The 22,460-nt window shown below is 71.1% G+C and carries 18 protein-coding genes; 6 read left to right on the top strand and 12 right to left on the bottom strand.

Annotated elements, in window-relative coordinates:
• Positions 1-40: 40 nt before the first annotated feature.
• Genes ACZ7M3_RS30605 through ureA form a run of 3 tightly spaced genes read right to left on the bottom strand, consistent with a single transcriptional unit; the run spans position 41 to position 3,530 of the window.
• Positions 41-1,078, bottom strand: a complete 1,038-nt coding sequence (locus ACZ7M3_RS30605) for an agmatine deiminase family protein (RefSeq protein ID WP_472067259.1) — start codon at positions 1,076-1,078, stop codon at positions 41-43.
• 14 nt (positions 1,079-1,092) lie between these two features.
• Positions 1,093-2,769, bottom strand: coding sequence for an urease subunit alpha (locus ACZ7M3_RS30610; RefSeq protein WP_472067261.1), 1,677 nt, complete (start codon positions 2,767-2,769; stop codon positions 1,093-1,095).
• Positions 2,766-3,530 (bottom strand): urease subunit gamma, encoded by a 765-nt coding sequence (ureA, locus tag ACZ7M3_RS30615; RefSeq protein WP_472067263.1) that lies wholly within the window; start codon positions 3,528-3,530, stop codon positions 2,766-2,768. Before ureA ends, ACZ7M3_RS30610 begins: the two co-directional genes overlap by 4 nt.
• A 143-nt stretch (positions 3,531-3,673) precedes the next feature.
• On the opposite strand from ureA, the gene ACZ7M3_RS30620 reads away from it, so the two are divergent.
• A complete protein-coding gene (locus tag ACZ7M3_RS30620; RefSeq protein ID WP_472067265.1) occupies positions 3,674-5,107 on the top strand; it encodes a cytosine permease in 1,434 nt (477 codons plus the stop codon).
• Here ACZ7M3_RS30620 and ACZ7M3_RS30625 read toward each other — a convergent pair.
• From ACZ7M3_RS30625 to ACZ7M3_RS30640, 4 genes are all read right to left on the bottom strand, one after another.
• Entirely contained in the window at positions 5,054-6,286 is a 1,233-nt protein-coding gene (locus ACZ7M3_RS30625) for a KamA family radical SAM protein (RefSeq protein WP_472067267.1), read from the bottom strand. The two genes, ACZ7M3_RS30620 and ACZ7M3_RS30625, sit on opposite strands and share 54 nt — an antisense overlap.
• Before the next feature lie 164 nt (positions 6,287-6,450).
• Positions 6,451-7,521: a hypothetical protein gene (locus ACZ7M3_RS30630; protein WP_472067269.1), complete on the bottom strand. Its 1,071-nt coding sequence runs from the start codon at positions 7,519-7,521 to the stop codon at positions 6,451-6,453.
• A 186-nt stretch (positions 7,522-7,707) separates the two neighbouring features.
• Positions 7,708-8,796: a branched-chain amino acid aminotransferase gene (locus tag ACZ7M3_RS30635; protein WP_472067271.1), complete on the bottom strand. Its 1,089-nt coding sequence runs from the start codon at positions 8,794-8,796 to the stop codon at positions 7,708-7,710.
• A gap of 297 nt (positions 8,797-9,093) precedes the next feature.
• A complete protein-coding gene (locus ACZ7M3_RS30640; protein WP_054234560.1) occupies positions 9,094-10,137 on the bottom strand; it encodes a 3-isopropylmalate dehydrogenase in 1,044 nt (347 codons plus the stop codon).
• Between the two features lie 142 nt (positions 10,138-10,279).
• Between ACZ7M3_RS30640 and ACZ7M3_RS30645 the strand changes: the two genes are divergently transcribed.
• On the top strand, positions 10,280-11,848 hold the full coding sequence (locus tag ACZ7M3_RS30645) for a purple acid phosphatase family protein (RefSeq protein ID WP_472067273.1): 1,569 nt from the start codon (positions 10,280-10,282) through the stop codon (positions 11,846-11,848).
• A 108-nt stretch (positions 11,849-11,956) separates the two neighbouring features.
• On the opposite strand, the gene ACZ7M3_RS30650 is transcribed toward ACZ7M3_RS30645, so the two are convergent.
• Positions 11,957-12,085 (bottom strand): hypothetical protein, encoded by a 129-nt coding sequence (locus ACZ7M3_RS30650; RefSeq protein ID WP_095852449.1) that lies wholly within the window; start codon positions 12,083-12,085, stop codon positions 11,957-11,959.
• Positions 12,086-12,291: 206 nt separating this feature from the next.
• Positions 12,292-13,734 (bottom strand): DHA2 family efflux MFS transporter permease subunit, encoded by a 1,443-nt coding sequence (locus tag ACZ7M3_RS30655; protein ID WP_472067275.1) that lies wholly within the window; start codon positions 13,732-13,734, stop codon positions 12,292-12,294.
• 66 nt (positions 13,735-13,800) lie between these two features.
• On the opposite strand from ACZ7M3_RS30655, the gene ACZ7M3_RS30660 reads away from it, so the two are divergent.
• The 3 genes from ACZ7M3_RS30660 (at position 13,801) to ACZ7M3_RS30670 (ending at position 17,161) form a co-directional block, all read left to right on the top strand.
• Positions 13,801-14,757 carry a LysR family transcriptional regulator gene (locus ACZ7M3_RS30660; protein ID WP_472067277.1) on the top strand — a complete coding sequence of 319 codons (957 nt, stop codon included), beginning with the start codon at positions 13,801-13,803 and terminating at the stop codon, positions 14,755-14,757.
• A gap of 105 nt (positions 14,758-14,862) precedes the next feature.
• Entirely contained in the window at positions 14,863-16,797 is a 1,935-nt protein-coding gene (locus tag ACZ7M3_RS30665) for a glycoside hydrolase family 97 protein (RefSeq protein WP_472067279.1), read from the top strand.
• A 157-nt stretch (positions 16,798-16,954) separates the two neighbouring features.
• The gene (locus tag ACZ7M3_RS30670; protein WP_054234564.1) at positions 16,955-17,161 is read left to right on the top strand and encodes a DUF5988 family protein; all 207 of its coding nucleotides are present in this window, start codon (positions 16,955-16,957) and stop codon (positions 17,159-17,161) included.
• 31 nt (positions 17,162-17,192) lie between these two features.
• Here the strand turns inward: ACZ7M3_RS30670 and ACZ7M3_RS30675 are convergent, their stop codons facing one another.
• From ACZ7M3_RS30675 to ACZ7M3_RS30685, 3 genes are all read right to left on the bottom strand, one after another.
• Positions 17,193-18,056, bottom strand: a complete 864-nt coding sequence (locus ACZ7M3_RS30675; protein ID WP_472067281.1) for an alpha/beta fold hydrolase — start codon at positions 18,054-18,056, stop codon at positions 17,193-17,195.
• 93 nt (positions 18,057-18,149) lie between these two features.
• Positions 18,150-19,781: an L-glutamate gamma-semialdehyde dehydrogenase gene (gene pruA, locus ACZ7M3_RS30680; protein ID WP_472067283.1), complete on the bottom strand. Its 1,632-nt coding sequence runs from the start codon at positions 19,779-19,781 to the stop codon at positions 18,150-18,152.
• A 139-nt stretch (positions 19,782-19,920) separates the two neighbouring features.
• Positions 19,921-20,847 (bottom strand): proline dehydrogenase family protein, encoded by a 927-nt coding sequence (locus ACZ7M3_RS30685; RefSeq protein WP_355430418.1) that lies wholly within the window; start codon positions 20,845-20,847, stop codon positions 19,921-19,923.
• 268 nt (positions 20,848-21,115) lie between these two features.
• Here ACZ7M3_RS30685 and ACZ7M3_RS30690 point away from each other — a divergent pair, with 268 nt between their 5' ends.
• Positions 21,116-22,294 (top strand): PucR family transcriptional regulator, encoded by a 1,179-nt coding sequence (locus ACZ7M3_RS30690; RefSeq protein WP_472067302.1) that lies wholly within the window; start codon positions 21,116-21,118, stop codon positions 22,292-22,294.
• The last annotated feature ends 166 nt before the right edge of the window (positions 22,295-22,460 follow it).

Genomic DNA, 22,460 nt, shown 5'->3' on the forward strand with positions numbered 1-22,460 from the left:
CTCCGCGGCGTGCTGTCCCCTGCCACGTGCGACTCCTGGTTCAGATCCTCGGCTGCTGCTGGGTGATGCAGTGGATGCCACCGCCTCCGGCAAAGATCGTACGTGCGTCCACCAGTGTCACCGTCCGCTCGGGGAAGAGCCGTCGGAAGATGCCGGCCGCGAGCTCGTCGCGCGGGTCGTCGAAGCCGCACAGGACCACGCCGCCGTTGCAGAGGTAGTGGTTGATATAGGAGTAGTCGGCCCAGTGGCCGTCGGCCTCCAGGATCGTCGGGGCCTGGACCTCGACGACCTCCAGGCGGCGCCCGCGGGCGTCGGTCGCGGCCTTGAGCAGGCCGATGACCTCCTTGGTCACCTCGTGGTCGGGGTGCGCCGGGTCCGGCTGGGAGTGCGCGACCACGACTCCGGGGCGGGCGAAGGCGGCCACGATGTCGACATGGCCGAGCGTGCCGAAGCCGTACGGGGGGTAGTCGCCGGCCAGCCCGCGCGGCAGCCAGATCGCCTTGCGGGTGCCGAGGTGGGCGTGGATCTCCGTCTCCACCTGCGCGCGCGTCCAGTCGGGGTTGCGCTCGGCGCCGAGCTGCACGGTCTCGGTCAGGAGCACGGTTCCCTCGCCGTCGACGTGGATCGCACCGCCCTCGTTGACCAGCTTCGAGGCGTACGTCTTCGCCCCCGCGAGGTCCGCGACATACGCGCCGATCTTGGCGTCGTGCTCCCAGCGGGCCCAGCCCTGCGCGCCCCAGCCGTTGAACGTCCAGTCCACGGCCGCCAGTTCGCCCTTCCCGTTGGTGAGGAAGGTGGGGCCGATGTCACGCATCCAGGCGTCGTCGAGTTCGCGTTCGACGGTGTCGACGTCCGGGCCGAGCAGCGCCCGGGCCGCCTGCGACTGGCCCGGCCCGCACACGACCGTCACCGGTTCGAACCGGCGGATCGCGCGCGCCACCGCCGCCCAGGCCGCACGTGCCTCGGCGAGGTCGTCGGGGTTGTCGAAGGTGGGGTTGGGGCCCGGCCACGCCATCCAGGTGCGCTCGTGCGGGGTCCACTCGGCGGGCATCCGGAAACCATCGACGGCAGGGGTCATGACGTGCACCTTCATCACAGGAAGTAGAGGCGGTTGAGGGAGACCGAGTCGGCGGGCTCGGAGCTCAGCGGGTCGCCGTCGAGGGTGACCAGGCCGGTGCGCTGGTCGACGTCGACGGATCCGGTACGGGAGTTGAGGCGCAGGTCGGCGGGGCCGATCCCGCGGGTGCCGCGCACGGCGACCCGGCGCCGGCGCGTCGGCATGAGGTCGTTGCCCTGGTCGAGCGCGGCCTGGGCGACGAAGGCGACCGAGATCTCGGCGGGCGTCGCGCCGTGCGCCCCGAACTGCGGTCCCAGGACGAGGGGTTCGCAGGTGTCGGTGGCGGCATTCGGGTCGCCGACGACGCCGTACGCCGGGAAGCCGGACTTGAGGACGAGCTGCGGCTTGGCGCCGAAGAACTCCGGGCGCCACAGGACGATGTCGGCGAGCTTGCCGACCTCGATCGAGCCGACCTCGTGGGCGAGCCCGTGCGCGATGGCCGGGTTGATGGTGAGCTTGGCCATGTAGCGCAGGACGCGCTCGTTGTCGTGGTCCACGTCCGCCGGGGCGCCGCGCTCGGCCTTCATCTTTCCGGCCATCGCGAAGGTGCGGCGTACGGTCTCGCCCGCGCGTCCCATTCCCTGCGCGTCCGAGGAGGTGATCCCGATCGCGCCCAGGTCGTGCAGCACGTCCTCGGCGCCCATGGTCCCGGCGCGGATCCGGTCGCGGGCCATGGCCGCGTCGCCGGGCAGGTCGGTCTTCAGGTCGTGGACGGAGACGATCATGCCGTAGTGCTCGGCGACCGCGTCCCGGCCGAAGGGCAGGGTGGGGTTGGTGGACGAGCCGATGACGTTCGGGACCCCCGCCATCTTCAGGACGTTCGGCACGTGACCGCCGCCGCAGCCCTCGATGTGGAAGGCGTGGATGGTCCGGCCTTCGAGGACGCGCAGGGTGTCCTCGACCGACAGGCATTCGTTCAGCCCGTCGCTGTGCAGGGCGACCTGGACGTCGTGCTCCTCGGCGACGCGCAGCGCGGTGTCGAGGGCGCGGGTGTGGGCGCCCATGTCCTCGTGCACCTTGAAGCCGCTCGCGCCGCCCTCGGCCAGGGCCTCGACGAGGGGGGCGGCGTCGGAGGACGAACCTCGGCCCAGAAAGCCGATGTTGACCGGCCAGGCGTCGAAGGCGTTGAAGGCGTGGCGCAGCGCCCAGGGCGAGTTGACGCCGACGCCCCACACCGGCCCGAACTCCTGGCCGATGATCGTGGTGACCCCGGAGGCGAGCGAGGCCTCCATGATGCGCGGCGACAGCAGGTGCACATGGGTGTCGACGGCTCCGGCGGTGGCGATCAGTCCCTCGCCCGAGACGATCGACGTCCCCGTACCGACCACCACGTCGACCCCGTCGAGGGTGTCGGGGTTCCCGGCCCGCCCGATCGAGCAGATCCGCCCCTCGCGGATGCCGATGGAGACCTTGCGGATCCCCTGGGCCGCGTCGATCACCACGACGTTGCTGATGACGACGTCGCAGGTGTCGCGGACGGCGGCGGCCTTGAGGTGCAGTCCGTCGCGGGCGGTCTTGCCGAAGCCGGCGAGGAACTCGTCGCCGTAGCGCTGGGCGTCGGACTCGACGCGGATGGTCAGCCCGGAATCACCGAGGCGGACGCGGTCGCCGGCGCGGGGGCCGTGGGTGGCTGCGTACTCGTAAGGATTCATCGCGGCTCAGCTCCCTGGATTTCCCCGGTCTCCCCGGAGTCCCCGCCGTTGCCGGCACCCCCGGCATCCCCCGCGTCCCCTGCGCCCCCGGCTCCGAGGTATCCGCAGGCGGCGGCCCTGCGCAGGGCCTCTTCCCTGGCCCCGGGCGCGTCCAGGGGCCCGTCGACCAGTCCCGCGAAGCCGATGGCGATCCGCTCACCGCCGATGGGCAGCAGCCCGACCTCGATGCTCTCCCCCGGTCCGAAGCGCACGGAGGACCCGGCGGGGACCGCGAGCCGCATCCCGTAGGCCGCCGCCCGCGGGAAGTCGAGCCGCGGGTTGGTCTCGAAGAAGTGGAAGTGCGAGGTGACGGAGACGGGCACGGTCGCGGTGTTGGTGACCGTCAGCCGGACGACCGCGGCGGGCTCGGCGTGCGCCGGCCCCGGCAGCAGCGCACCCGGTGCCCGCTCCCCCAGCCCGCCCCCGAGGGGGTCGCTGACGACCGCGAGCCGGGACCCGTCGTCGAAGACGGCCTCGACGTGCACCTCGGTGACGACGTCGGCGACGCCCGGCAGGACGTCGTCCGGGCCGAGCACCGCCCGGGCCGCCGCGATCGCCTCGGCGAGCCGACGCCCGTCCCGGGCCGCCTCGCACACGGTGTCCGCGATGAGTGCGGTCGCCTCGGGAACGTTCAGCCTGAGGCCCCGGGCCCGGCGGGCACGGGCCAGCTCGGCGGCCCCGAAGAGCAGCAGCCGGTCACGTTCCGTGGGGGTCAGTCTCATGTCCGGGCACCTCCTTGCCTTCCTCGATTTAGAGCACCACTCTAAACGCGAGATTCATGGAACGGAAACATTGACATCCAGAATCTGGTCACAGACATTGAACGTCGCTCTAACTCTCGGGCGGCCGTCGAAGGAGACCAGCCATGCCGATCGAACAGCGCGGAGTCGACACCATCCCCGACGAGGAACGGACCAGCGGGCCGGGGGACCTCGTCTCGATCCTGCTGGGGTCGAACCTCTGCCTCGGCGTGATCATCTTCGGCTGGCTGCCCCCCTCCTTCGGGCTCGACTGGTGGTCGTCGGTGAGCGCGATCGTGGCGGGCACGGTGATCGGCACGGCGCTCACCGCGCCGCTCGCGCTGGTGTCGCTGCGCACGGCGACGAACCTCTCCACCTCCTCCGGCGCCCAGTTCGGCGTGCGCGGACGGCTGGTCGGCTCGGTCGTCGGGCTGCTGCTCGCCCTCGGCTACACCGCGCTGACCGTCTGGATCGGCGGCGACGTGATGGTGAGCGTGCTCGGCCGCCTGTTCGGGCTGCCGGCGAACGGACTGTCGTACGCCGTCGTGTACGCCGTCCTCGCCGCCGCCACCGTCGCGGGCGCGGTGTACGGCTACCGCGTGCTGCTCGCGATGTCCCGGGTCCTCGCGGTCGGCATGACCGCGCTCCTCGCACTCGGTGTGCTCGCCTACGCGCCGCACTTCACCACCGCCGCGCTCCCGGAGACCGGCGGCTATCTGCTGGGCTCGTTCTGGCCGACCTGGCTGCTGGCGGCGGTCGCGGCGGGCCTGTCCGGACCGATCGCGTTCATCACCCTGCTCGGCGACTACACGCGCTACATCTCCCCGTCCCGGCACTCCTCCCGTACGGTTCTGCACGCCACCTGGCTGGGCCTGATCGCCGGGCTGCTGGTCCCGCAGCTCTTCGGCACCTTCACGGCGTACGCCGCCCGCGCGGCCCTCGACTACGCGGGGCCGCTGGTCTCCGCCTCCCCCACCTGGTACCTGGTCCCGCTGCTGCTCGCCGCCTCCGCGGGGTCCGTCGGCAACGCGGGCCTGATGCTGTACTCCATGGGCCTGGACCTGGACGCGATCCTGCCGAAGGCCTCGCGCGCCCGGGCCACCCTCACGGTCGCCGTCGTCGCCACCGTCTGTGTCTTCGTCGGCCACTACGCCTGGAACGCGCAGTCCGCGATGACGTCCTTCGTCCTTCTCCTGACCGCCATCGGCACCCCGTGGGCGGTCATCACCCTCATCGGCTTCGCCCGCTGCCGCGGAATCTACGACCCGGACGCCCTCCAGGTCTTCAACCGCCGCTCCCGGGGCGGGATCTACTGGTACCGCGCCGGCTGGAACGTCCAGGCGACGGTCTCCTGGGTGCTGGGCGCGTTCGCCGGCCTCCTCGCCGTCTCCCTCCCGTCGTACCAGGGACCGCTGCTGTCCCTCACCGGTGGAGTGGACTGCAGCTTCGTCCTGTCGGGCCTGGTCGGCGGTCTCGTCTACGTGGCCCTCTCGCCGAAGCGGGCGTCACACCGGGTCGAGGCCGGGCAGGAACCGGCTCGCGCCGAAAGCGGGCTTTAGGTCGCTGAACCAGGTGGCGTTCTCGTCGTACGCGGCGAAGAACGGGCGGCCCACCAGCTCCGGGTCACGGGCCTGGATGAGGTGGAGCACGAAGACCTTCTCACCGGCCACCTCCGTGATCCCGTCCACGCACACCTTGCCCGGCATCGCCGACATGACCGGGCCGCGCACGGTCCGCGCGAGTCCGGACACCTGGGCGTAGGCGTCACGGAAGATCTGGTGGCCGCGGGCGAGCGGCACCCCGAAGTAGCCCTGCGGGCCGGTGTCCCGCTCCACGAACTGGTAGTACGGCACCGCCCCCAGCGCGGTCGTCTCGTTCCACAGCGCGGCCCACGCCTCGGCACTGTCGTTGATGCCCCTGACCAGTGGCCCCTGGCAGCGGATCACGGCACCCGTGTCACGCACCCGGCGCATCGCCTCCCGCACCACCGGGGGCCGCAGCTCCTGGGGATGGGTGAAGTGGGCCATCAGGGCGAGGTGGCGGCCGCTCGCGACGACCTTCTCGAACAGGCGCAGCACGTCGTCGGCGTCGCGGTCGGTGAGGAAACGGTACGGCCAGAAGGCGAGCGACTTGGTGCCGATGCGGATCGACTGGACCGACTCGATCTCCAGGAGCGGTTCGACGTAGCGGCGCAGCACCTCGGTGCTCATCACCATCGGGTCGCCGCCCGTGATGAGCGCGCTGGTGACCTCCGGGTGGGCGCGCAGATAGGCGGATGTGGTGGCGATGTCGTCGGTGGCGATGCGCAGGTCGGACTCGCCGACGAACTGGGGCCAGCGGAAGCAGTACGTGCAGTAGGCGTGGCAGGTCTGGCCCTGGCGCGGGAAGATCAGCACCGTCTCCGGGTATTTGTGCTGGAGGCCGGTGAGACGCTGCCCCCCGTACTCGGGGACGTTGGCGTCGAGCTGGCCGGAGGGATGCGGGTTGAGCTTCATCCGGATCTCGTGGGCCGCGCGCAGGACGTCGGCCTTCGGGGCGTCCTGCGCCAGCAGTTCCGCCATCTGCTTGAGGTCGGGCTCGGGCAGCATCTCGGCCTGTGGGAACGTCAGCCGGAAGATCGGGTCGTCGGGCACGGCCGACCAGTCGATCAACTCGTCGACCACGTAGGCGTTCGTACGGAACGGCAGGACGGCCGCCACGGCCCGCAGGGCGAGTCGCTCGGCGGGCGGCAGGGACACGCGCCGCAGCAGGCCGTCCAGGTCACGGGGCGTGAAGGCGCGAAAGCGGGGGCTCGGGTGCGAAGACCGGGAGCTGGTGTCCGGAGACCGGAGGCTCGGGTGCGCGGAGCCGGGTCTCGCGGGCTGAGCGGGGTGGAGCGCTGAACTCATGTGTGCCGCGGCCTCTATTCCCTGACCAGGACCAACGGCCGCAACTCGACGAAGGCGCCCGCCGACGCATCGTACTTCTCCGCGAAGCGCTGCATGAGCAGCCCGTGCAGCTCGCTCTCGTCGTCCACGACGATCAGCTCGTGCGCGCCGGCGGCGGTCAAGGCCTCGCTGTAGGCCGAGAGTTGGTCGAGGCGGTGGCGGGCCATGTACGACACGAGGTCGTGTCCGGCGACGTACAGGCAGTCGTCGACGTAGACGAAGCGACAGCTGAACGCCCGGCGGCCGTCGGTCGCGTCGACCAGGGTCAGCGGCAGATGGGTGAATCGCTCCATCGGCTTGCTCTGCTGCCACAGTTCGTCGAAGCGTTGTTCGACGAAGGTGCCGAGCGGGGAGTGGACGGCGACCTCCAGCTGGACTCCCTCGCCGGAGAGACGCCCGACGGTCAGGAAGGAGACCAGGGAGCGCTCGTCCCAGCGGTAGAGAGTCACGCCGGGGGAGGTGGAGCAGAGGCGTACTTCGAGGAGCTGACGGGAGTTCTCGTCGAGCCGGAGCGCGAACCGGTCCAGCGTGCGCAGGTTGCGCATGATGTCGCGGCGGATGTCGGCGCTCTGCTCGCCCAGTTCACGGCCGCGCAGGATGACCGCGAGGGAGTCGGGGTCGAGGAGGAGGATCTGCACGCGGGCGCCGTGCCCGGTGGCCGCCTTGACGCCGCGGAAGAGGCGCTCGGAGAACTGCGGGCCGAACACGTGGGAGAAGGTGTCGAGGACCTTCACGTTCGAGGTCGAGCCGTAGACCTGGGCGCTGAACCACTCATAGTCCAGCCGGGTGTGTTCGCGGACCCGGCCCTCCTGGGCGCGGCTGATCAGCGGGCCGATCACGAAGACGGTGACGACGACGCCGACGATGTCGGTGCCGAGGTTGAGGGTGAGGTTCTCCTCGTAGTTGTCCATCCGCGAGCTGCTCCACAGGAGGAGGGCTGCGACGGTGGCGAGCAGGACGAGGACGGTGAGGCTCTGGGGGCGGCGTGGGGTGCGTAAGGTGCGCAGCAGCCAGCGCAGTCGTGGTATCGGCGACCCTGCGCTCACCTGCGCTCCCTCCGTGGCCGTGCGGGCACACGGGAGGGCGGCACGCTCCCCCCGTGGAATCTGTGGATACCCGTGTCACGGAGCCGCTACGCGTCGAACGAACCGCCGGTCCCCGCACTCCTGTTGGGGAGAGAGGGACCGGCGGGAGGCGTGGGTTGTCGTGGACCGAAGGGCGCGAGGGGCGCCCTAGCCCAGCGGGTGCATCCAGTCGTGCTTGTCCTCGCTGGTGCCGCGCTGGATGTCGAGGAGCGCCTCGCGCAGCTTCACGGTGACGTCGCCGGGCTCGCCGCCGGACTGCTGCCACTCGGTGCCGGTGCGCTTGACCGTGCCGACGGGGGTGATGACCGCGGCCGTGCCGCAGGCGAAGACCTCCGTCAGGGTGCCGTTCTCCGCGTCGCGCTGCCACTGGTCGATGGAGACGCGGCCCTCCTCGGAGGTGTAGCCGAGGTCGCGGGCGACGGTGAGGAGGGAGTCGCGGGTGACGCCCTCCAGGATGGAGCCGGTGAGGGAGGGGGTGATGATCCTGTCCCCGTACACGAAGTACAGGTTCATGCCGCCGAGCTCCTCGATCCACTTGTGCTCGACCGCGTCGAGGTAGCAGACCTGGGCGCAGCCCTGCTCGGCGGCCTCGGCCTGGGCGAGGAGGGAGGCCGCGTAGTTGCCGCCGGTCTTGGCGTCGCCCATGCCACCGGGGACGGCGCGGACGTGGTCCTCGGAGACCCAGATGGAGACGGGCTTGACGCCGCCGGGGAAGTAGGCGCCGGCCGGGGAGGCGATGACCAGGAACAGGTACTCGTTGGCGGGCTTCACACCCAAGCCGACCTCGGTCGCGATCATGAACGGGCGCAGGTAGAGGGATTCTTCGCCGCCGTGCGCCGGGACCCAGGCGCAGTCCTGCTGGACCAGCACGTCACAGGCCTCGATGAACGTCTCCACGGGCAGCTCCGGCATGCCGAGCCGACGGGCGGAGGCCTGGAAGCGCCGGGCGTTCTTGTCCGGGCGGAAGGTGGCGACGGAGCCGTCGGGCTGGCGGTAGGCCTTGAGGCCCTCGAAGATCTCCTGCGCGTAGTGCAGGGTCATGTTCGCGGGGTCGAGGGAGAGCGGGCCGTACGGAACGAGCTGGCCGTCGTGCCAGCCGCGGCCTTCGGTCCACTTGATCGTCACCATGTGGTCGGTGAAGTGGCGGCCGAACCCGGGGTTGGCGAGGATCGCCTCGCGCTCCGCCGCGGAGCGGGGCTGCGAAGAGGGCTTGAGCTCGATCGTGGGCGTCGTCATGTGGTTGTCCTTCACCGGTTGTGTGTGACGGGCCGCGCTCACGCCTGTACTGCCAGTGGCCAGTACTAGGACGTCCGAGCATTCCCTCATTCCCGCGGCTCCGCGTTCGATTATCGCGCGCGCGAAGCCTTGGACGAAACGGGGTGAACACGGCCCAGGGGTTGCCCAGGGGTTGTTGATGGTGACACCCGGCGAGGGCATAGGAAAAGCCGCCGGGTGCGGATGCGACCCGGCGGCTCCTACGAAAGGTAAGTGGCGGTGGGGGTCCCCCCACGCCCTTAAGGCAGTGAGGGAGGGTCAGCCGGCTACTCGTACGGCGAGCGCGTCGCCGATTTCCTCGGTGCTGCGGGCGGGCTTGCCCACGCGCTCGGCGAGGTCGGCCGAGACGGCGTCCTCGATGCGGGCGGCCTCGGCCTCGTAGCCGAGGTGGCGCAGCAGGAGGGCGACGGACAGGACGGTGGCGCTGGGGTCGGCCTTGCCCTGGCCCGCGATGTCGGGCGCCGAGCCGTGCACGGGCTCGAACATCGAGGGGAACTCGCCGGAGGGGTTGATGTTCCCGCTCGCGGCCACGCCGATGCCGCCGGAGACGGCCGCGGCGAGGTCGGTGATGATGTCGCCGAAGAGGTTGTCGGTGACGATCACGTCGAAGCGCGCGGGGTCCGTGACGAGGTAGATCGTCGCGGCGTCCACGTGGATGTAGTCCGTGGTGACCTCGGGGAACTCCTCGGCCACCTTGTTGAAGACGTTCGTCCAGAGGTGACCCGCGAAGGTCAGCACGTTGTTCTTGTGCACCAGCGTCAGCTTCTTGCGCGGGCGGGCCTGGGCGCGGGCGAAGGCGTCACGGACGACACGCTCGACACCGAAGGCCGTGTTGACGGAGACCTCGGTGGCGACCTCGTGCTCGGTGCCCTTGCGGATCGTGCCGCCGTTGCCCGTGTACGGGCCCTCGGTGCCCTCGCGGACCACGACGAAGTCGATCTCCGGCTGCCCGGCCAGCGGGGTGGCGACACCCGGAAGGAGCTTCGACGGACGCAGGTTGACGTGGTGATCGAAGGCGAAGCGGAGCTTGAGCAGGAAGCCGCGCTCCAGGACGCCCGACGGGACCGAGGGGTCGCCGATCGCGCCGAGCAGGATCGCGTCATGCTGCTTGAGGGCGTCGAGGTCGGCCTCGGTGAGGGTCTCACCGGTGGCGTGGTAGCGCTTGGCCCCGAAGTCGAACTCCTTGGTCTCCAGCTTCACATCCTGCGGAAGGACGGCGGAGAGCACCTTCAGCCCCTGGGCCACGACCTCCTGGCCGATGCCGTCACCGGGGATCACTGCGAGATTGATGCTGCGAGACATGAAGGCACCGTACTCCGTGTCCCATGGAATGACACGAGCTGTCCGCCATCCGGACATCCTCGGGGTGTCGCGAACCGTTTCGTCGACGTGCGTTCACCCGTACGTATGGCGGGCGTTGGGGCGTGCTGGGAAGTTCACCAGCATGGACATTCCCGACTTCGGCATTCCGCAGCAGCTCGCGAGCCGGATGAGCATGGCGGAGCAGTACGAGTACCTGCGTACGAAGCTCACACGGCGCCGCGCCCTGGTGTCGGCGGGTGCGTTCGCGGGCGGCGGGCTGCTGGCCGGCTGCTCGTCCCCGTCGGGGACGGTGACGCGCGGCTCCGCCCCGAGCACGAGCGTCACCGGGCAGGTGCACGGTTCCGTCGTCACCCCCTTCGGCCGCCACCTCGCCTTCGGCGCCGACCCGAAGACCCAGATGCGGGTCTCCTGGCAGGTGCCGCTCGCGGTCCGGAAGCCGTATCTGCGGGTGGGCACGCATCCCGGACAGCTGAGCCGGAAGGTCGGGGCCGAGGTCCGCGCCCTGCACACGCCGGGGGTCACGGGCGTGCGGCTGGCCCTGGACCAGTACTACGTGCACGCGGCCCTGGACGGTCTGCGGCCCGGCACGACGTACTACTACGGCGTCGGCCACGACGGCTTCGACCCGGCCTCACCGGCGCACAGGCCGACCGTCGGCTCCTTCCGTACGGCGCCCGCGAACCCGGAGAAGTTCGTGTTCACCGCCTTCGGCGACCAGGGCGTCAGCTCGGCCGCGCTCGCCAACGACAAGGTGCTGCTGCGCCAGAAGCCCGCCTTCCACCTCCACGCGGGTGACATCTGCTACGCGGACGGGACCGGGCGCGGCAAGAAGTCGGACGGGTTCGACCCCGGGTACTGGGACCTGTTCCTCAAGCAGACCGAGCCGGTGGCGAAGTCGGTGCCGTGGATGGTGACGACCGGCAACCACGACATGGAGGCCTGGTACTCGCCGGACGGCTACGGCGGCCAGGCGGCCCGCTTCTCCCTCCCGGACAGCGGCTTCGACCCGCGGACGGCACCGGGCGTCTACTCCTTCACCTACGGCAACGTCGGCGTCGTGGCACTGGACGCGAACGACGTGTCGTACGAGATTCCCGCCAACCAGGGCTACACGGGCGGGAAGCAGACGCAGTGGCTGGACAGGAAGCTGGCCGAGCTGCGCTCCTCGGCGGCGGTGGACTTCATCGTGGTCTTCTTCCACCACTGCGCCTATTCGACGTCCGCGCACGCCTCCGACGGCGGGGTGCGCGCGGCGTGGCTGCCGCTGTTCGCCAAGCACCAGGTGGACCTGGTGATCAACGGGCACAACCACGTGTATGAGCGGACGGACGCCGTCAAGAAGGGTGCGGTGGGCCGTGCGGTGCCGGTGGGCGGCTCGACGGACCCGACGCGGGACGGGATCGTCTACGTCACCGCGGGCGGCGGCGGCAAGGATCTGTACGGCTTCCCGTCGGGCGTGAAGGACAGCTACGAGGGGCACGTCGGCCGCCACGAGTCCGTGAGCAGCTTCCACTGGACCAAGTCGCAGGACCAGCAGCGGGAGACGGTGGAGTGGTCCCGGGTGCGGTACACCGGCTTCTCCTTCCTCTCGGTGGAGGCGGAGGCGGGCACGACGCCCCGGCTCAAGGTGTCGGCGCTCGCGGAGAGCGGCAAGCGCATCGACCACTTCGAGGTGCGGCGCGGTCACTGAGCACACGGCGGCGGCCGAGCACTCCGAGGTGCGGCGCGGGGCGTGGACCCCGCGCCGCACCCCGTGCGGGTGCGGCTCCCGGTATGAGGGTGGTGTGGTGCGGGCGGGTCAGTGACCCGTCTCGCCGCCGTTGTCCCTGCGGTCGAGGGCGCGCTGGAGGGCGGCGGCCGCGTTCTTGCGGTCGGACTCGCTGCTGCGGGACACGTGGCGGACTCGGCGGACGGTCGTCTCGGCCATGATGAATCGACTCCTTGCCTCCGGAAAGCGGCCCGGAACGGACCACCGGAAGTGCGATGAGGGAGGGATACGAGACGCCGGGGGCGGGGAGCGGTGCCGCAGGGGTTGCCTGCCAGGGGCTCCGGCTCACGACCGCCATTCGCTTGGTCTAGCGAGACGTTCGGCTCCTACAAAACTAAGCGAGGAAGAGGCATCTGTCTCCACAGTTAGTCGGACTTCCTACTATCTGAGACGGTGGATTGGGTCACACGGCCCTGAGCTGGGACAACAGTGCGCGCGGCATCGCCCGCCGCCGGGTGCAACCGCAGGGCGCCCGCCGTCGCAACGAGACACAGCACGCCGAGCACCACGAACGCGACGGCGTACGCCGAGCGCGTCCCGTCCGTCAGCGCCGCGCCCCCGCGCAGCGCGACGGCGGTGACGGCCACGCCCAGCCCGGCGGCCAGTTGGTGGGAGGTCGCGAAGAGGGCGTTGGCGTCGCGCAGCCGCTCCGGCGGGGTCTCGCTGAAGGCGATGGTCGCGTAGCCGCTGAGGCCGACCGAACGGGCGACGCCGGAGAGCACCGCGACGACCGCGATCACCGCGACCGGCGTCCCCCGCGTGAACAGCGCGCAGGCCGCGGTGGTGACCGCGAGCCCGAGCGTGGAGACGATCAGCAGCGGACGGAAGCCGAAGCGGTTGATCAGATACGTGGTCGCTGGCTTGACCCCGATGTTCCCGACGAAGACGAACAGCACCACCGCGCCCGACTTCACCGCGCTCCAGCCGAACACCTCCTGGAAGAGCAGCGGGAGGAGGAAGGGCAGGGCGGCGACGACCGCCATGTAGAGCGAGCCGTCGAGCGCCGACGCGCGGAAGGACTGGACGTCCAGGGTGCGCAGGTTGACCAGCGGGTGCGGGGTGCGCAGCAGATGCCGTACGGCCGCGGTGAGCGCCACGGCGGCGATCACGCCGGCCGCCACCGTCCGCGCCGGAGCACCTCCCATCGGGGCGGAGAGCAGGTGCGCGGTCCAGGTCAGGGCGGCGAGACCGGTACAGGTGAGCAGGGTGCCGACGAGGTCCAGCGGGGGCGTCTCGTCCCGCGGGGCCGGTGCGATCAGGCGGTGCGCGACGAGCAGGGCGACCACGCCGAGGGGCACGTTCAGCAGGAAGATCCAGTGCCAGGAGGCGTACGTGGTGATCAGGCCCCCGAGCAGGGGCGCGAGGACCGGGGCGACGAGGCCGGGCCACACGATGTACGCGACCATGCGCGGCAGTTCCCGCTTGGCGGTGCCGGTCAGGACGACCAGCCGGCCGACCGGCACCATCATGGCGCCGCCGACGCCCTGCAGCACACGGGTCCCGACGAGCACGCCGAGGTTCGGGGCGAACGCGCAGGCCAGGGAGGCGAGGGTGAAGACCGTGATCGCGGTGAGGAAGACACGGCGTGGGCCGAAGCGGGCGGTGAGCCAGCCGGAGAGGGGGATGAGCACGGCGAGGGTGACGAGGTAGGCGGTGATGACCAGGCCCACGGACGTGGGGGCGGTGTGCAGGTCCCGGGCTATCTGCGGAGCAGCGGTCGACACGATCGTGCCGTCGAGCATCTCCATGAAGAAGCAGCCCGCGACGAGGAGCGCGGTGGCGGTGCCGCGCGGGTGAGAATCCGTCATGGGTCCAGGTTCGGGGCGACCATTGCTGCACACAAGGTCCGATTGCTTCACGTAGCCTTGCGCCCCATGCAGCATTCAGCGCATGCGTCGTCCGGGTCCGGGCTGACCGCCCCCCTCCCCGACATGAACCTCCTGCCCGCCCTCGACGCCCTGCTGCGCGCGGGCAGCGTGGCGGGCGCGGCGGCCGAACTGAGCGTCTCCCCCTCGGCGATGAGCCGCACCCTGGGCCGGCTGCGCCGGGTGGTCGGCGACCCGCTCCTCGTCCCGTCGGGGCGGGGGCTGACCCTGACACCCCGCGCGCGGGAGATGCAGCCTCGGGTGCAGGCCGCGCTGGCGGGCGCGGTGGCGGCGCTGCGACCACCGGCCGATGTCGAACTCTCCTCGCTGCGAAGGGAGTTCAGAATTCGCACCAACGACGGGGCCGCTCTGTCCCTCGGCGCCCCGCTGCTGGAACTGGTGGCCCGGGAGGCACCCGGCGTACGGCTGCGGCTGCTGCCCGAGGGCGAGGAGGACCCGGCGGATCTGCGCACCCATGTCGACCTGGACGTGGGCGAGTTGCCGGACCCGCTGCCGCACGACGTGCGCGCCTCGACGCTGCAGGAACACCGGATGGTGGCGGTGGCGCGGGCCGGCGCGGAGTTCGCGGGCGAGCCGCTGGCGCCGGAGCGGTTCGCCGCGCTGCCGCACATCACGGTGACCCGGCGCGGCCGGGCGCACAGCGTGGTGGACGAACACCTCGCCGGGCTCGGCCTGCGCCGCGACGTTCTGGCGACGGCGCCCACCTACGGCGCGGCCTGCTTCTTCGTCCTGCGCACCGACGCCCTGGCGCTCGTCCCGGCGGAGGTCGCGAGGGAGGCGGCGCGCTGGATGCCGCTGACGGTGCTGGAGGTTCCGCTGGACCTGCCGGGGTTCTCGTCGGGCCAGGCATGGCACGTACGACTGGACACGGATCCGGCGCACCGGTGGCTGCGGGGGGCGCTGGCGCGGGTGGCGGAAGAGGTCAGGGGCCCCGTCGAAAATTGATCCTATCTCTGATGCGGTCGGACGCCTTGACAGGCCCATTGCGCACCTTCACTCTCACAATCATCGGATGACTACAGGTGATGACTGCGAGAAGGAGGGTTCCTGATGTCGGTCCAGTTACGGGCCCGCACCATCGTGTTGACGCTCTGTTCCACCCTGCTCGCCACGGCGGTGGCGGCGCTCCCCGCCCGCGCCGAGGCAACGGCGCGGGCCGCCTGGGAGGTGAAGGGGCCGCACGGCTCACCCACGGTGGTCGTCGCGCTCGATCGGACCGACGGACATCCCACGCTCGCCGTGAGACGCGAGGGCAGAACGGTCCTGGAGCCCTCCCCCCTCGGCCTGGTCACCGAACAGACCGACTTCTCCCGGGGGTTGACCCTCACCGGACGCTCCGAGCGCACGGTCACCGAGCACTACACGAGCCCGGCCGGCAAGTCCCGCGACCGCGTGGCCCGCATGACCGAGGCCCGCTTCCGCTTCCGCACCGCCGACGGCGCCCGGCTCGACCTGGTGACACGGGTCGCCCGTGACGGCGTCGCCTACCGCTACGTCCTGCCGCGAAGCCACGGCAACATACTGCGCGAGGCCTCCGCCTTCACCCTCCCCACCGGTGCCAACGCCCTCCTCGGCGGCTACCGCGCCGACAACGAGCTCCGCTTCGCCCGCTACGACTCCGCGGCGGCGGCGCCGACGGGCGCGTACATGATGCAGGGCCTGTTCAGGACGGACGGGGGCAACGGCGCCGCCGCCGACGGCGACTACGCCCTGATCGCCGAGTCGGACGTCACCGGCACCTACGCGGGGGCCCACCTGACGCACACCGCGGACTCGTCGACGTACGGGCTGAGCCTCTGGAACGACGAGCCGATCCTGACGACCGGCCCGCTCACCACCCCCTGGCGCGCGATCGTCACCGGTGATCTCGCGACCGTCACCGAGTCGACCTTCGTGGACGACCTCGCCCCGGCGTCCCGGGTCCCCGACACGTCCTGGATCAAGCCGGGCCCGGCGCTGTGGACCTGGCTGGCGGGCGGCAAGGAGGCGGGGCAGAGCCTGGCCGCACAGGAGAAGTACGTGGACTACGCGGCCGAGCGCGGTTGGCCCTACGAAGTGGTGGACGCGGGCTGGTACTTCAAGGCGGACGCCTGGGACGTGATCGATCCCCAGTGGCAGACGGACAGCTGGATGCCTGAGCTGGTGCGCCACGCGGCGGCCAAGGGCGTGGGCATCCACGTCTGGCTGCACTACAGCCTGCTGACCGATCCCGTCGAGCGCGAGAAGTGGCTTTCCACGCTGGCGCGTTGGGGCGTCAAGGGCGTGAAGATCGACTTCATGGACTCCGAGTCCCAGGAGCGGATGCGCTGGTACGACGACGTGCTGGAGTCCACGGCCCGCCACCACCTCATGGTGAACTTCCACGGCTCGACGATCCCCAAGGGCATCCAGCGCACCTGGCCGCAGGTCATGTCGATGGAGGGGGTCGGCGGCGAGGAGAAGCGCAACAACACGGCGGAGCAGTTGGCCTCACTCCCCTTCACCCGCAATGTCATCGGCTCCATGGACTTCACTCCGGGCGCCTTCCATCGCCCGTACCGCCCGAACGTCGCCTCGGACGCGGGTGAGCTGGGCCTGAGCGTCCTGTACGAGTCCGGGATCCAGAACCTCTCCGGCACCCCGGAGTCGTACGACGCGCGGCCCGAGGCCCGCCGCTATCTGGAGCAGCTTCCCGCCCGCTGGGAGGAGACCCGGCTGCTGACCGGCGATCCGGGCCGCTCGGCGGTCCTCGCCCGGCGCGCCGCCGACGGCCGGTGGTTCATCGGCGGCACGTTCACGGGCACGGCCCGCACGGTCGACGTACCGCTGCGGCTGGGCGCGGGCCGCTGGCTGGTGGAGACCCTGACGGACGGTCCGTCGGGCCTGGTGCGCGAGACGCACCTCCTCCGGGGCGGCGGCACGCTGGCCGTACCCGTCGTGGCGGACGGCGGCTTCGCGGCGCTCGCCTGTCGCGCGCGCGAAGGCCGGACGACCTGCGAGAACTGACCCCCCCGAAGCGCCCCATCGCTCCCCTGGCCCCGAACGGGGTCGGGGGAGCCGTCCGTGCCCGGCGACCGCCGACGGCCGAGCAGTGGATCGCCCACACGACTGATCCTCCGCGCGGCATGCGACATCGGGCTCCGGCAGGGGGAACGGTGACGTCATGAGCGACACGACCAAAGCACTGCTCGAGGGCGGCCCGGACGATCTGCCCGAGCGGATCGTCCCGGTCCCGCCTCCTGGAACGGACGTGAAGATCGAGTTGCGCGGTGGATACGAACACTTCAGGGCGACCCCACGACAGGCGGACACGCCGGAGGGCAGGCTGCCCGTGTACGAGTGGTGGGAGCGGACGGAGTTCGCCGGGTAACGCCACCTCCGCCACGGCGAGGGACGGCGGATCACCGCAACGCCGCCGTCACCGCCTCCCGAAAGCCCCTCGGGTCCTCGACCCACGGCAGGTGCCCGGCCTCCGGCAGGATCACCCGGCGCACCCGGGGCAGCGCCCTCTCCAGTGAGTCGACCGCCGAGCGCGGCCGGATGTCGAGCGCCCCGTCGACGACGACCACGGGCAGGTCGAGCTGTTGGCAGGCGGCGTACAGCTCCGGGGTGCCCCAGGACCTTCTCCGCTCGGCGTTGAAGGCCTTGTTGCACTCGGTGTTGATGTCGAACCAGCGCTCGGCCATCCGCCCGGCCTGCTCCAGGTCCCGCTCGCGGTCCACGAACTCGGCGGACCACTGCAGCACCGCACGCTCCCGTTCCGCCGCCTCGGAGCGCACCGGACGGTCCGTCAACTCGCGCCAGCGGGCCAGGCGTTCGGGGCGCTCGCCGAGCCGGGCGACGAGGTTCGCCTTGAAGCCGTCGAACCAGTCGGAGTCGGGTCCGATCCCCGTACCGCTCACATAGACCAGCGCGTTCACCCGCTCGGGATGGGCCAGCGCATGGCTCAGCGCCAGCTGCGCGCCCCACGAATGGCCGAGCAGCGTCATCCGCTCCAGCCCGAAGTGCCGCCGTACGGCCTCCAGGTCGGCGACGAACCGCTCGCTCGTCCAAGGCCCGGCGCACGGCCCCGACCGTCCGCAACCGCGCTGGTCCCAGCGGTGCACGGCGGCCCGGCCCGCCAGTGATCCGGCCACGTCCTCGAACATGTCCCACAGGCCGGGGCCGCCGTGGCACAGCACGAGCGGGGGGCCTTCACCCGACCGCTGCGCCCACAGACGTACGCCGTCGTCGGTCTCGACCGTCTCACTCCGCGTCCGGGCCATGGGGAAATTCTGCCCGCGGGCGCCCGGACATGGAGACGGGCCGGGAAGCCCGCTCGGAGGTCGGGCTTCCCGGCCCGGGTTCAAAAGGGCTGATCAGCCCATGTGCGGGTACGTGTAGTCGGTCGGCGGGACCAGGGTCTCCTTGATGGCGCGGGTCAGCGTCCAGCGCATCAGGTTCTGCGGGGCGCCCGCCTTGTCGTTGGTGCCGGAGGCACGGCCGCCGCCGAAGGGCTGCTGGCCGACGACGGCGCCGGTCGACTTGTCGTTGATGTAGAAGTTGCCCGCGGCGTAGCGGAGCTTCTCCATCGTGTACGCGGCCGCCGCGCGGTCGCCGGAGATGACCGCGCCGGTGAGCGCGTAGTCGGACGCCGACTCCATCTGGGTCAGCATCTCGTCGTACTTGTCGTCCTCGTAGACGTGGACGGCGAGGAAGGGGCCGAAGTACTCGGTCGTGAAGACCTCGCTCGAAGGGTCCGAGCACTCGACGACGGTCGGGCGCACGAAGTAGCCGACGGAGTCGTCGTACGTGCCGCCCGCGACGATCGTGCAGGTCGGGTCGGCCTTCGCGCGGTCGATGGCCGCCTTGTTCTTGGCGAACGAGCGCTCGTCGATGACCGCGCCGATGAAGTTCGACAGGTCGGTGACGTCACCCATGGTCAGGTGGTCGACCTCGGCCGCGAACTCCTCCTTGAAACCGGAGTTCCAGATGGAGGCCGGGACGTAGGCGCGGGAGCTCGCCGAGCACTTCTGGCCCTGGTACTCGAAGGAACCGCGGGTCAGGGCGGTCTTGAGGACCGCGCGGTCCGCCGACGGGTGGGCGACCACGAAGTCCTTGCCGCCGGTCTCGCCGACCAGACGCGGGTAGGAGCGGTACTTCTCGATGTTGTTGCCGACCGTCTTCCACAGGTACTGGAAGGTCTTGGTCGAGCCGGTGAAGTGGATGCCGGCGAGGTCGCGGTGCTCCAGGGCGACCTTGGAGACCTCGATGCCGTCACCGGTGACGAGGTTGATGACGCCCTTGGGCAGGCCGGCCTCCTCCAGGAGCTGCATCAGCAGCACGGCGGCGTGGGTCTGCGTCGGGGACGGCTTCCACACGACGACGTTGCCCATGAGCGCCGGAGCGGTGGGCAGGTTGCCCGCGATCGCCGTGAAGTTGAAGGGCGTGATCGCGTAGACGAAGCCCTCCAGCGGACGGTGGTCCATGCGGTTCCACACGCCCGGGGAGTTCGCCGGCGGCTGCTCGGCGAGGATCTGGCGGGCGTAGTGGACGTTGAAGCGCCAGAAGTCGACGAGCTCGCAGGGGCAGTCGATCTCGGCCTGCTGGGCGGTCTTCGACTGGCCGAGCATGGTGGAGGCGGCCAGCGTCTCGCGCCAGGGGCCGGCCAGCAGCTCGGCGGCGCGCAGGATGATCGCGGCGCGGTCGTCGAAGGACATCGCGCGCCAGGCGGGGGCGGCGGCGAGGGCCGCGTCGATGGCGTCCTGCGCGTCCTGCTGGGTGGCGTGCGTGCCGGTGCCGATGACGGCCCTGTGGTTGTGCGGCTGCACGACCTCGAAGCGCTCACCGCCGCCGAGCCGCTTCTCGCCGCCGATGGTCATCGACAGCTCGATCGGGTTCTCCGCCAGCTCCTTGAGCTTGGCCTCCAGGCGGGCGCGCTCGGGCGAACCGGGAGCGTAGCCGTGCACCGGCTCGTTGACGGGGGTGGGGACCTGGGTCACAGCGTCCATGGTGTCCGTAACTCCTTTATGAGCGGGTGGTTCGGGCTCGGCCCGTGGATCAGCCCTTGGTCAGAATCGAGCGGGCGCTGTGCTTTCCCGGGGGACAACCCCCGGACCCCCGGCAGAAAATGCCAGTGACAGCCATCTCTCAACCTCGGGTCAGAATGCTGCGGGCGAAAAACAGCAGGTTGGCCGGCTTCTCGGCGAGGCGGCGCATGAAGTAGCCGTACCAGTCGGTGCCGTACGCGGTGTACACCCGCATGCGGTGGCCTTCGGCGGCGAGCCGCAGGTGCTCCTCGCTCCGGATGCCGTACAGCATCTGGAACTCGTACTCGTCCAGCTTGCGCCCGGCCTTGCGCGCCAGCTCCTGCGCGATGGAGATGAGGCGCGGGTCGTGGGACCCGATCATCGGGTACCCCTCGCCCTCCATCAGGACGCGCAGGACGCGGACGTACGCCTTGTCGGTCTCGGCCTTGTCCTGGTACGCGACCTCGGCGGGCTCCTTGTAGGCGCCCTTCACCAGGCGGACGCGGCTGCCGCTCGCGGCGAGGCGGCGGGCGTCGGCCTCGGTGCGGTACAGGTAGGCCTGGATGACGCAGCCGGTCTGCGGGAAGTCCTTCCGCAGCTCCTCGTGGATGGCGAACATCGAGTCGAGGGTGGTGTGGTCCTCGGCGTCCAGGGTGACGGTGGTGCCGATGGCGGCGGCGGCCTCGACGACCGGGCGCACGTTGGCGAGGGCCAGCTCGTGGCCGCCCTCCAGGGCCTGCCCGAACATCGACAGCTTGATCGACATCTCGGCCTTGGTGCCGAGGTCCAGCACCTTCAGATGCTCGATGAGCTCCAGGTACGCGTCCCGGGCGGCGAAGGCCTGCTCGCGGGTGGTGATGTCCTCGCCGACGACGTCGAGGGTGACCTCCAGGCCCTTGGCGACGGCGTCCTGGACGACCGGAACGACCTGGTCGACGCTCTCACCGGCGATGAAGCGGGCGACGACCTGCTTGGTGCCGGGGGCCGCCGACACGAAGCGACGCATCCGGTCGCTGCGCGACGCGGCGAGAATCACGGGACCCAGCACGGGGCACCTCCACAACAAGGCGAGCAGAAGGCCGTATCCCGACCATTCGGGTACGGCACGGAGAACCACCGTGAAACCTAAGGATCCCTCCGATCCTGAGCCATCGACAGCTGTCACGCATCCGTGCCCTGGATCTCAGACAGATGTATGAAGGGCTGCGGAATTGCGGGAGAATGCCCGGGTGAGCGACGAACACAGGGATCACAAAGAGCCCCGGGAACACCGGGAGCACCGAGATCACCGTGGCGACCACCGCGGCTATCAGGAGCTGGTCGACGAGATCTCGGCGCTCCTCGGCGTGCCCGCGACGCTGGAGAACCGGGACTTCGAGCTGATCGCCTTCGGCGCCTACGACAGCGAGGGCGAGCTCGACCCGTCGGCCCTGGACCCCGTACGGACCCGCTCGATCCTCACCCGTCGCTCCACGGCGGCGGTCCGCACCTGGTTCGAGGGCTTCGGCATCACGCGCGCGACGGCCCCCGTGCACATCCCGCCCACCCCGGAGGCGGGCGTGTACCGGGGCCGGATCTGTCTGCCGGTACGCCATCGGGGTGTCGTCCTCGGCTACGTCTGGCTGCTGGAGGACGACCCCGGCCCGTCCGGGGCACAGCTCTCCGCGGCGATGGAGGTCGCCGCCCGCATCGGCGACCTGCTCGCGGACGAGGCACAGGCGGGCGCGGACCTCACTCGCGAGCTGCGGGCGGTCCTCACCGCCGAGCGCGGCTGGCAGCGGGACATGGCGGTGGCCGAGCTGCGCACCGCCCTCGGCCCGCGCGGCGACGGCCTGCACGCGGTGGTGTGCGTCGCCCCCTGGCCCTCCGCCGACCCGGACGACGCCCCTTCGGTCCGTACGGTGCCGGGCGCGACCGCGCTGTGCACGGTGCCGTGGGGGGCCACCGGCCAGAGCCTGGCCCTTCTCGTACGGCTGCGCTCGGCGGACGTACTGACTCCGGCACGCACGGCGGCGACCCGCTTCGTACGGGAGGCGGACGGGGAGCGCGGGGCCGGGCAGGGAACGGCGAAGGGTGCCGGGACGACCGTGGCCGCCGGAGTCGCCGGCGCCCGGGTGGGCCTCGCCGAGCTGGGGGCGGCCTGGCAGGAGGCGTCCGCCGCCGCCCGTGCGGTCCTCGCGGAACCCCGCCTCGGCCCGGTCGCCGAGTGGGCCTCCATCGGCCCGTTCCGTCTCCTCACGGCCCTCCCCCCGGAGGCGGCCCACGACCCCGCCGTTCGCACCCTCCTCTCCCCCGCGCACCGCGAACTCGCCCGCACCGCCGAGGTGTTCCTGGACTGCGCGGGCCAGGCGGGGCGTACGGCGGCGGAGTTGGGCATCCACCGGCAGACCCTCTACTACCGGCTGTCCCGCGTCGAGCAGCTGACCGGCCTCGACCTGGACGACGGCGAGGACCGCCTGCTGCTGCACATGGCGTTGAAGGGGGCGCGACTGTGATGCCCGCGCACGGCGATCAGCCGTAGGGTGTGCCGCCGAAACGCTCGTCGCGGGCTCGGACGACGGTGGTCCTAGGACGTGTTTGAGATGTGGTCACAGCGCCTGCCGTATGAGGGTGAGCTGGACGGTCGACTCGTAGCGGACGGCGAGCTTGTCGTACCTGGTC

Source organism: Streptomyces sp. NPDC111656 (genome assembly GCF_055656965.1).

What these genes read in the sequence shown, in the direction of transcription:
- ACZ7M3_RS30655 (WP_472067275.1), bottom strand. Translation starts at nt 13,734, where the DNA reads ATGACGGATTCTCACCCGCGCGGCACCGCCACCGCGCTCCTCGTCGCG.
- ACZ7M3_RS30635 (WP_472067271.1), bottom strand. Translation starts at nt 8,796, where the DNA reads ATGACGACGCCCACGATCGAGCTCAAGCCCTCTTCGCAGCCCCGCTCC.
- ACZ7M3_RS30650 (WP_095852449.1), bottom strand. Translation starts at nt 12,085, where the DNA reads ATGGCCGAGACGACCGTCCGCCGAGTCCGCCACGTGTCCCGCAGCAGC.
- ACZ7M3_RS30675 (WP_472067281.1), bottom strand. Translation starts at nt 18,056, where the DNA reads ATGGCCCGGACGCGGAGTGAGACGGTCGAGACCGACGACGGCGTACGT.
- ACZ7M3_RS30640 (WP_054234560.1), bottom strand. Translation starts at nt 10,137, where the DNA reads ATGTCTCGCAGCATCAATCTCGCAGTGATCCCCGGTGACGGCATCGGC.
- ureA (WP_472067263.1), bottom strand. Translation starts at nt 3,530, where the DNA reads ATGAGACTGACCCCCACGGAACGTGACCGGCTGCTGCTCTTCGGGGCC.
- ACZ7M3_RS30665 (WP_472067279.1), top strand. Translation starts at nt 14,863, where the DNA reads ATGTCGGTCCAGTTACGGGCCCGCACCATCGTGTTGACGCTCTGTTCC.
- ACZ7M3_RS30620 (WP_472067265.1), top strand. Translation starts at nt 3,674, where the DNA reads ATGCCGATCGAACAGCGCGGAGTCGACACCATCCCCGACGAGGAACGG.
- ACZ7M3_RS30605 (WP_472067259.1), bottom strand. Translation starts at nt 1,078, where the DNA reads ATGACCCCTGCCGTCGATGGTTTCCGGATGCCCGCCGAGTGGACCCCG.
- ACZ7M3_RS30645 (WP_472067273.1), top strand. Translation starts at nt 10,280, where the DNA reads ATGGACATTCCCGACTTCGGCATTCCGCAGCAGCTCGCGAGCCGGATG.
- ACZ7M3_RS30670 (WP_054234564.1), top strand. Translation starts at nt 16,955, where the DNA reads ATGAGCGACACGACCAAAGCACTGCTCGAGGGCGGCCCGGACGATCTG.
- ACZ7M3_RS30610 (WP_472067261.1), bottom strand. Translation starts at nt 2,769, where the DNA reads ATGAATCCTTACGAGTACGCAGCCACCCACGGCCCCCGCGCCGGCGAC.
- ACZ7M3_RS30660 (WP_472067277.1), top strand. Translation starts at nt 13,801, where the DNA reads ATGCAGCATTCAGCGCATGCGTCGTCCGGGTCCGGGCTGACCGCCCCC.
- pruA (WP_472067283.1), bottom strand. Translation starts at nt 19,781, where the DNA reads ATGGACGCTGTGACCCAGGTCCCCACCCCCGTCAACGAGCCGGTGCAC.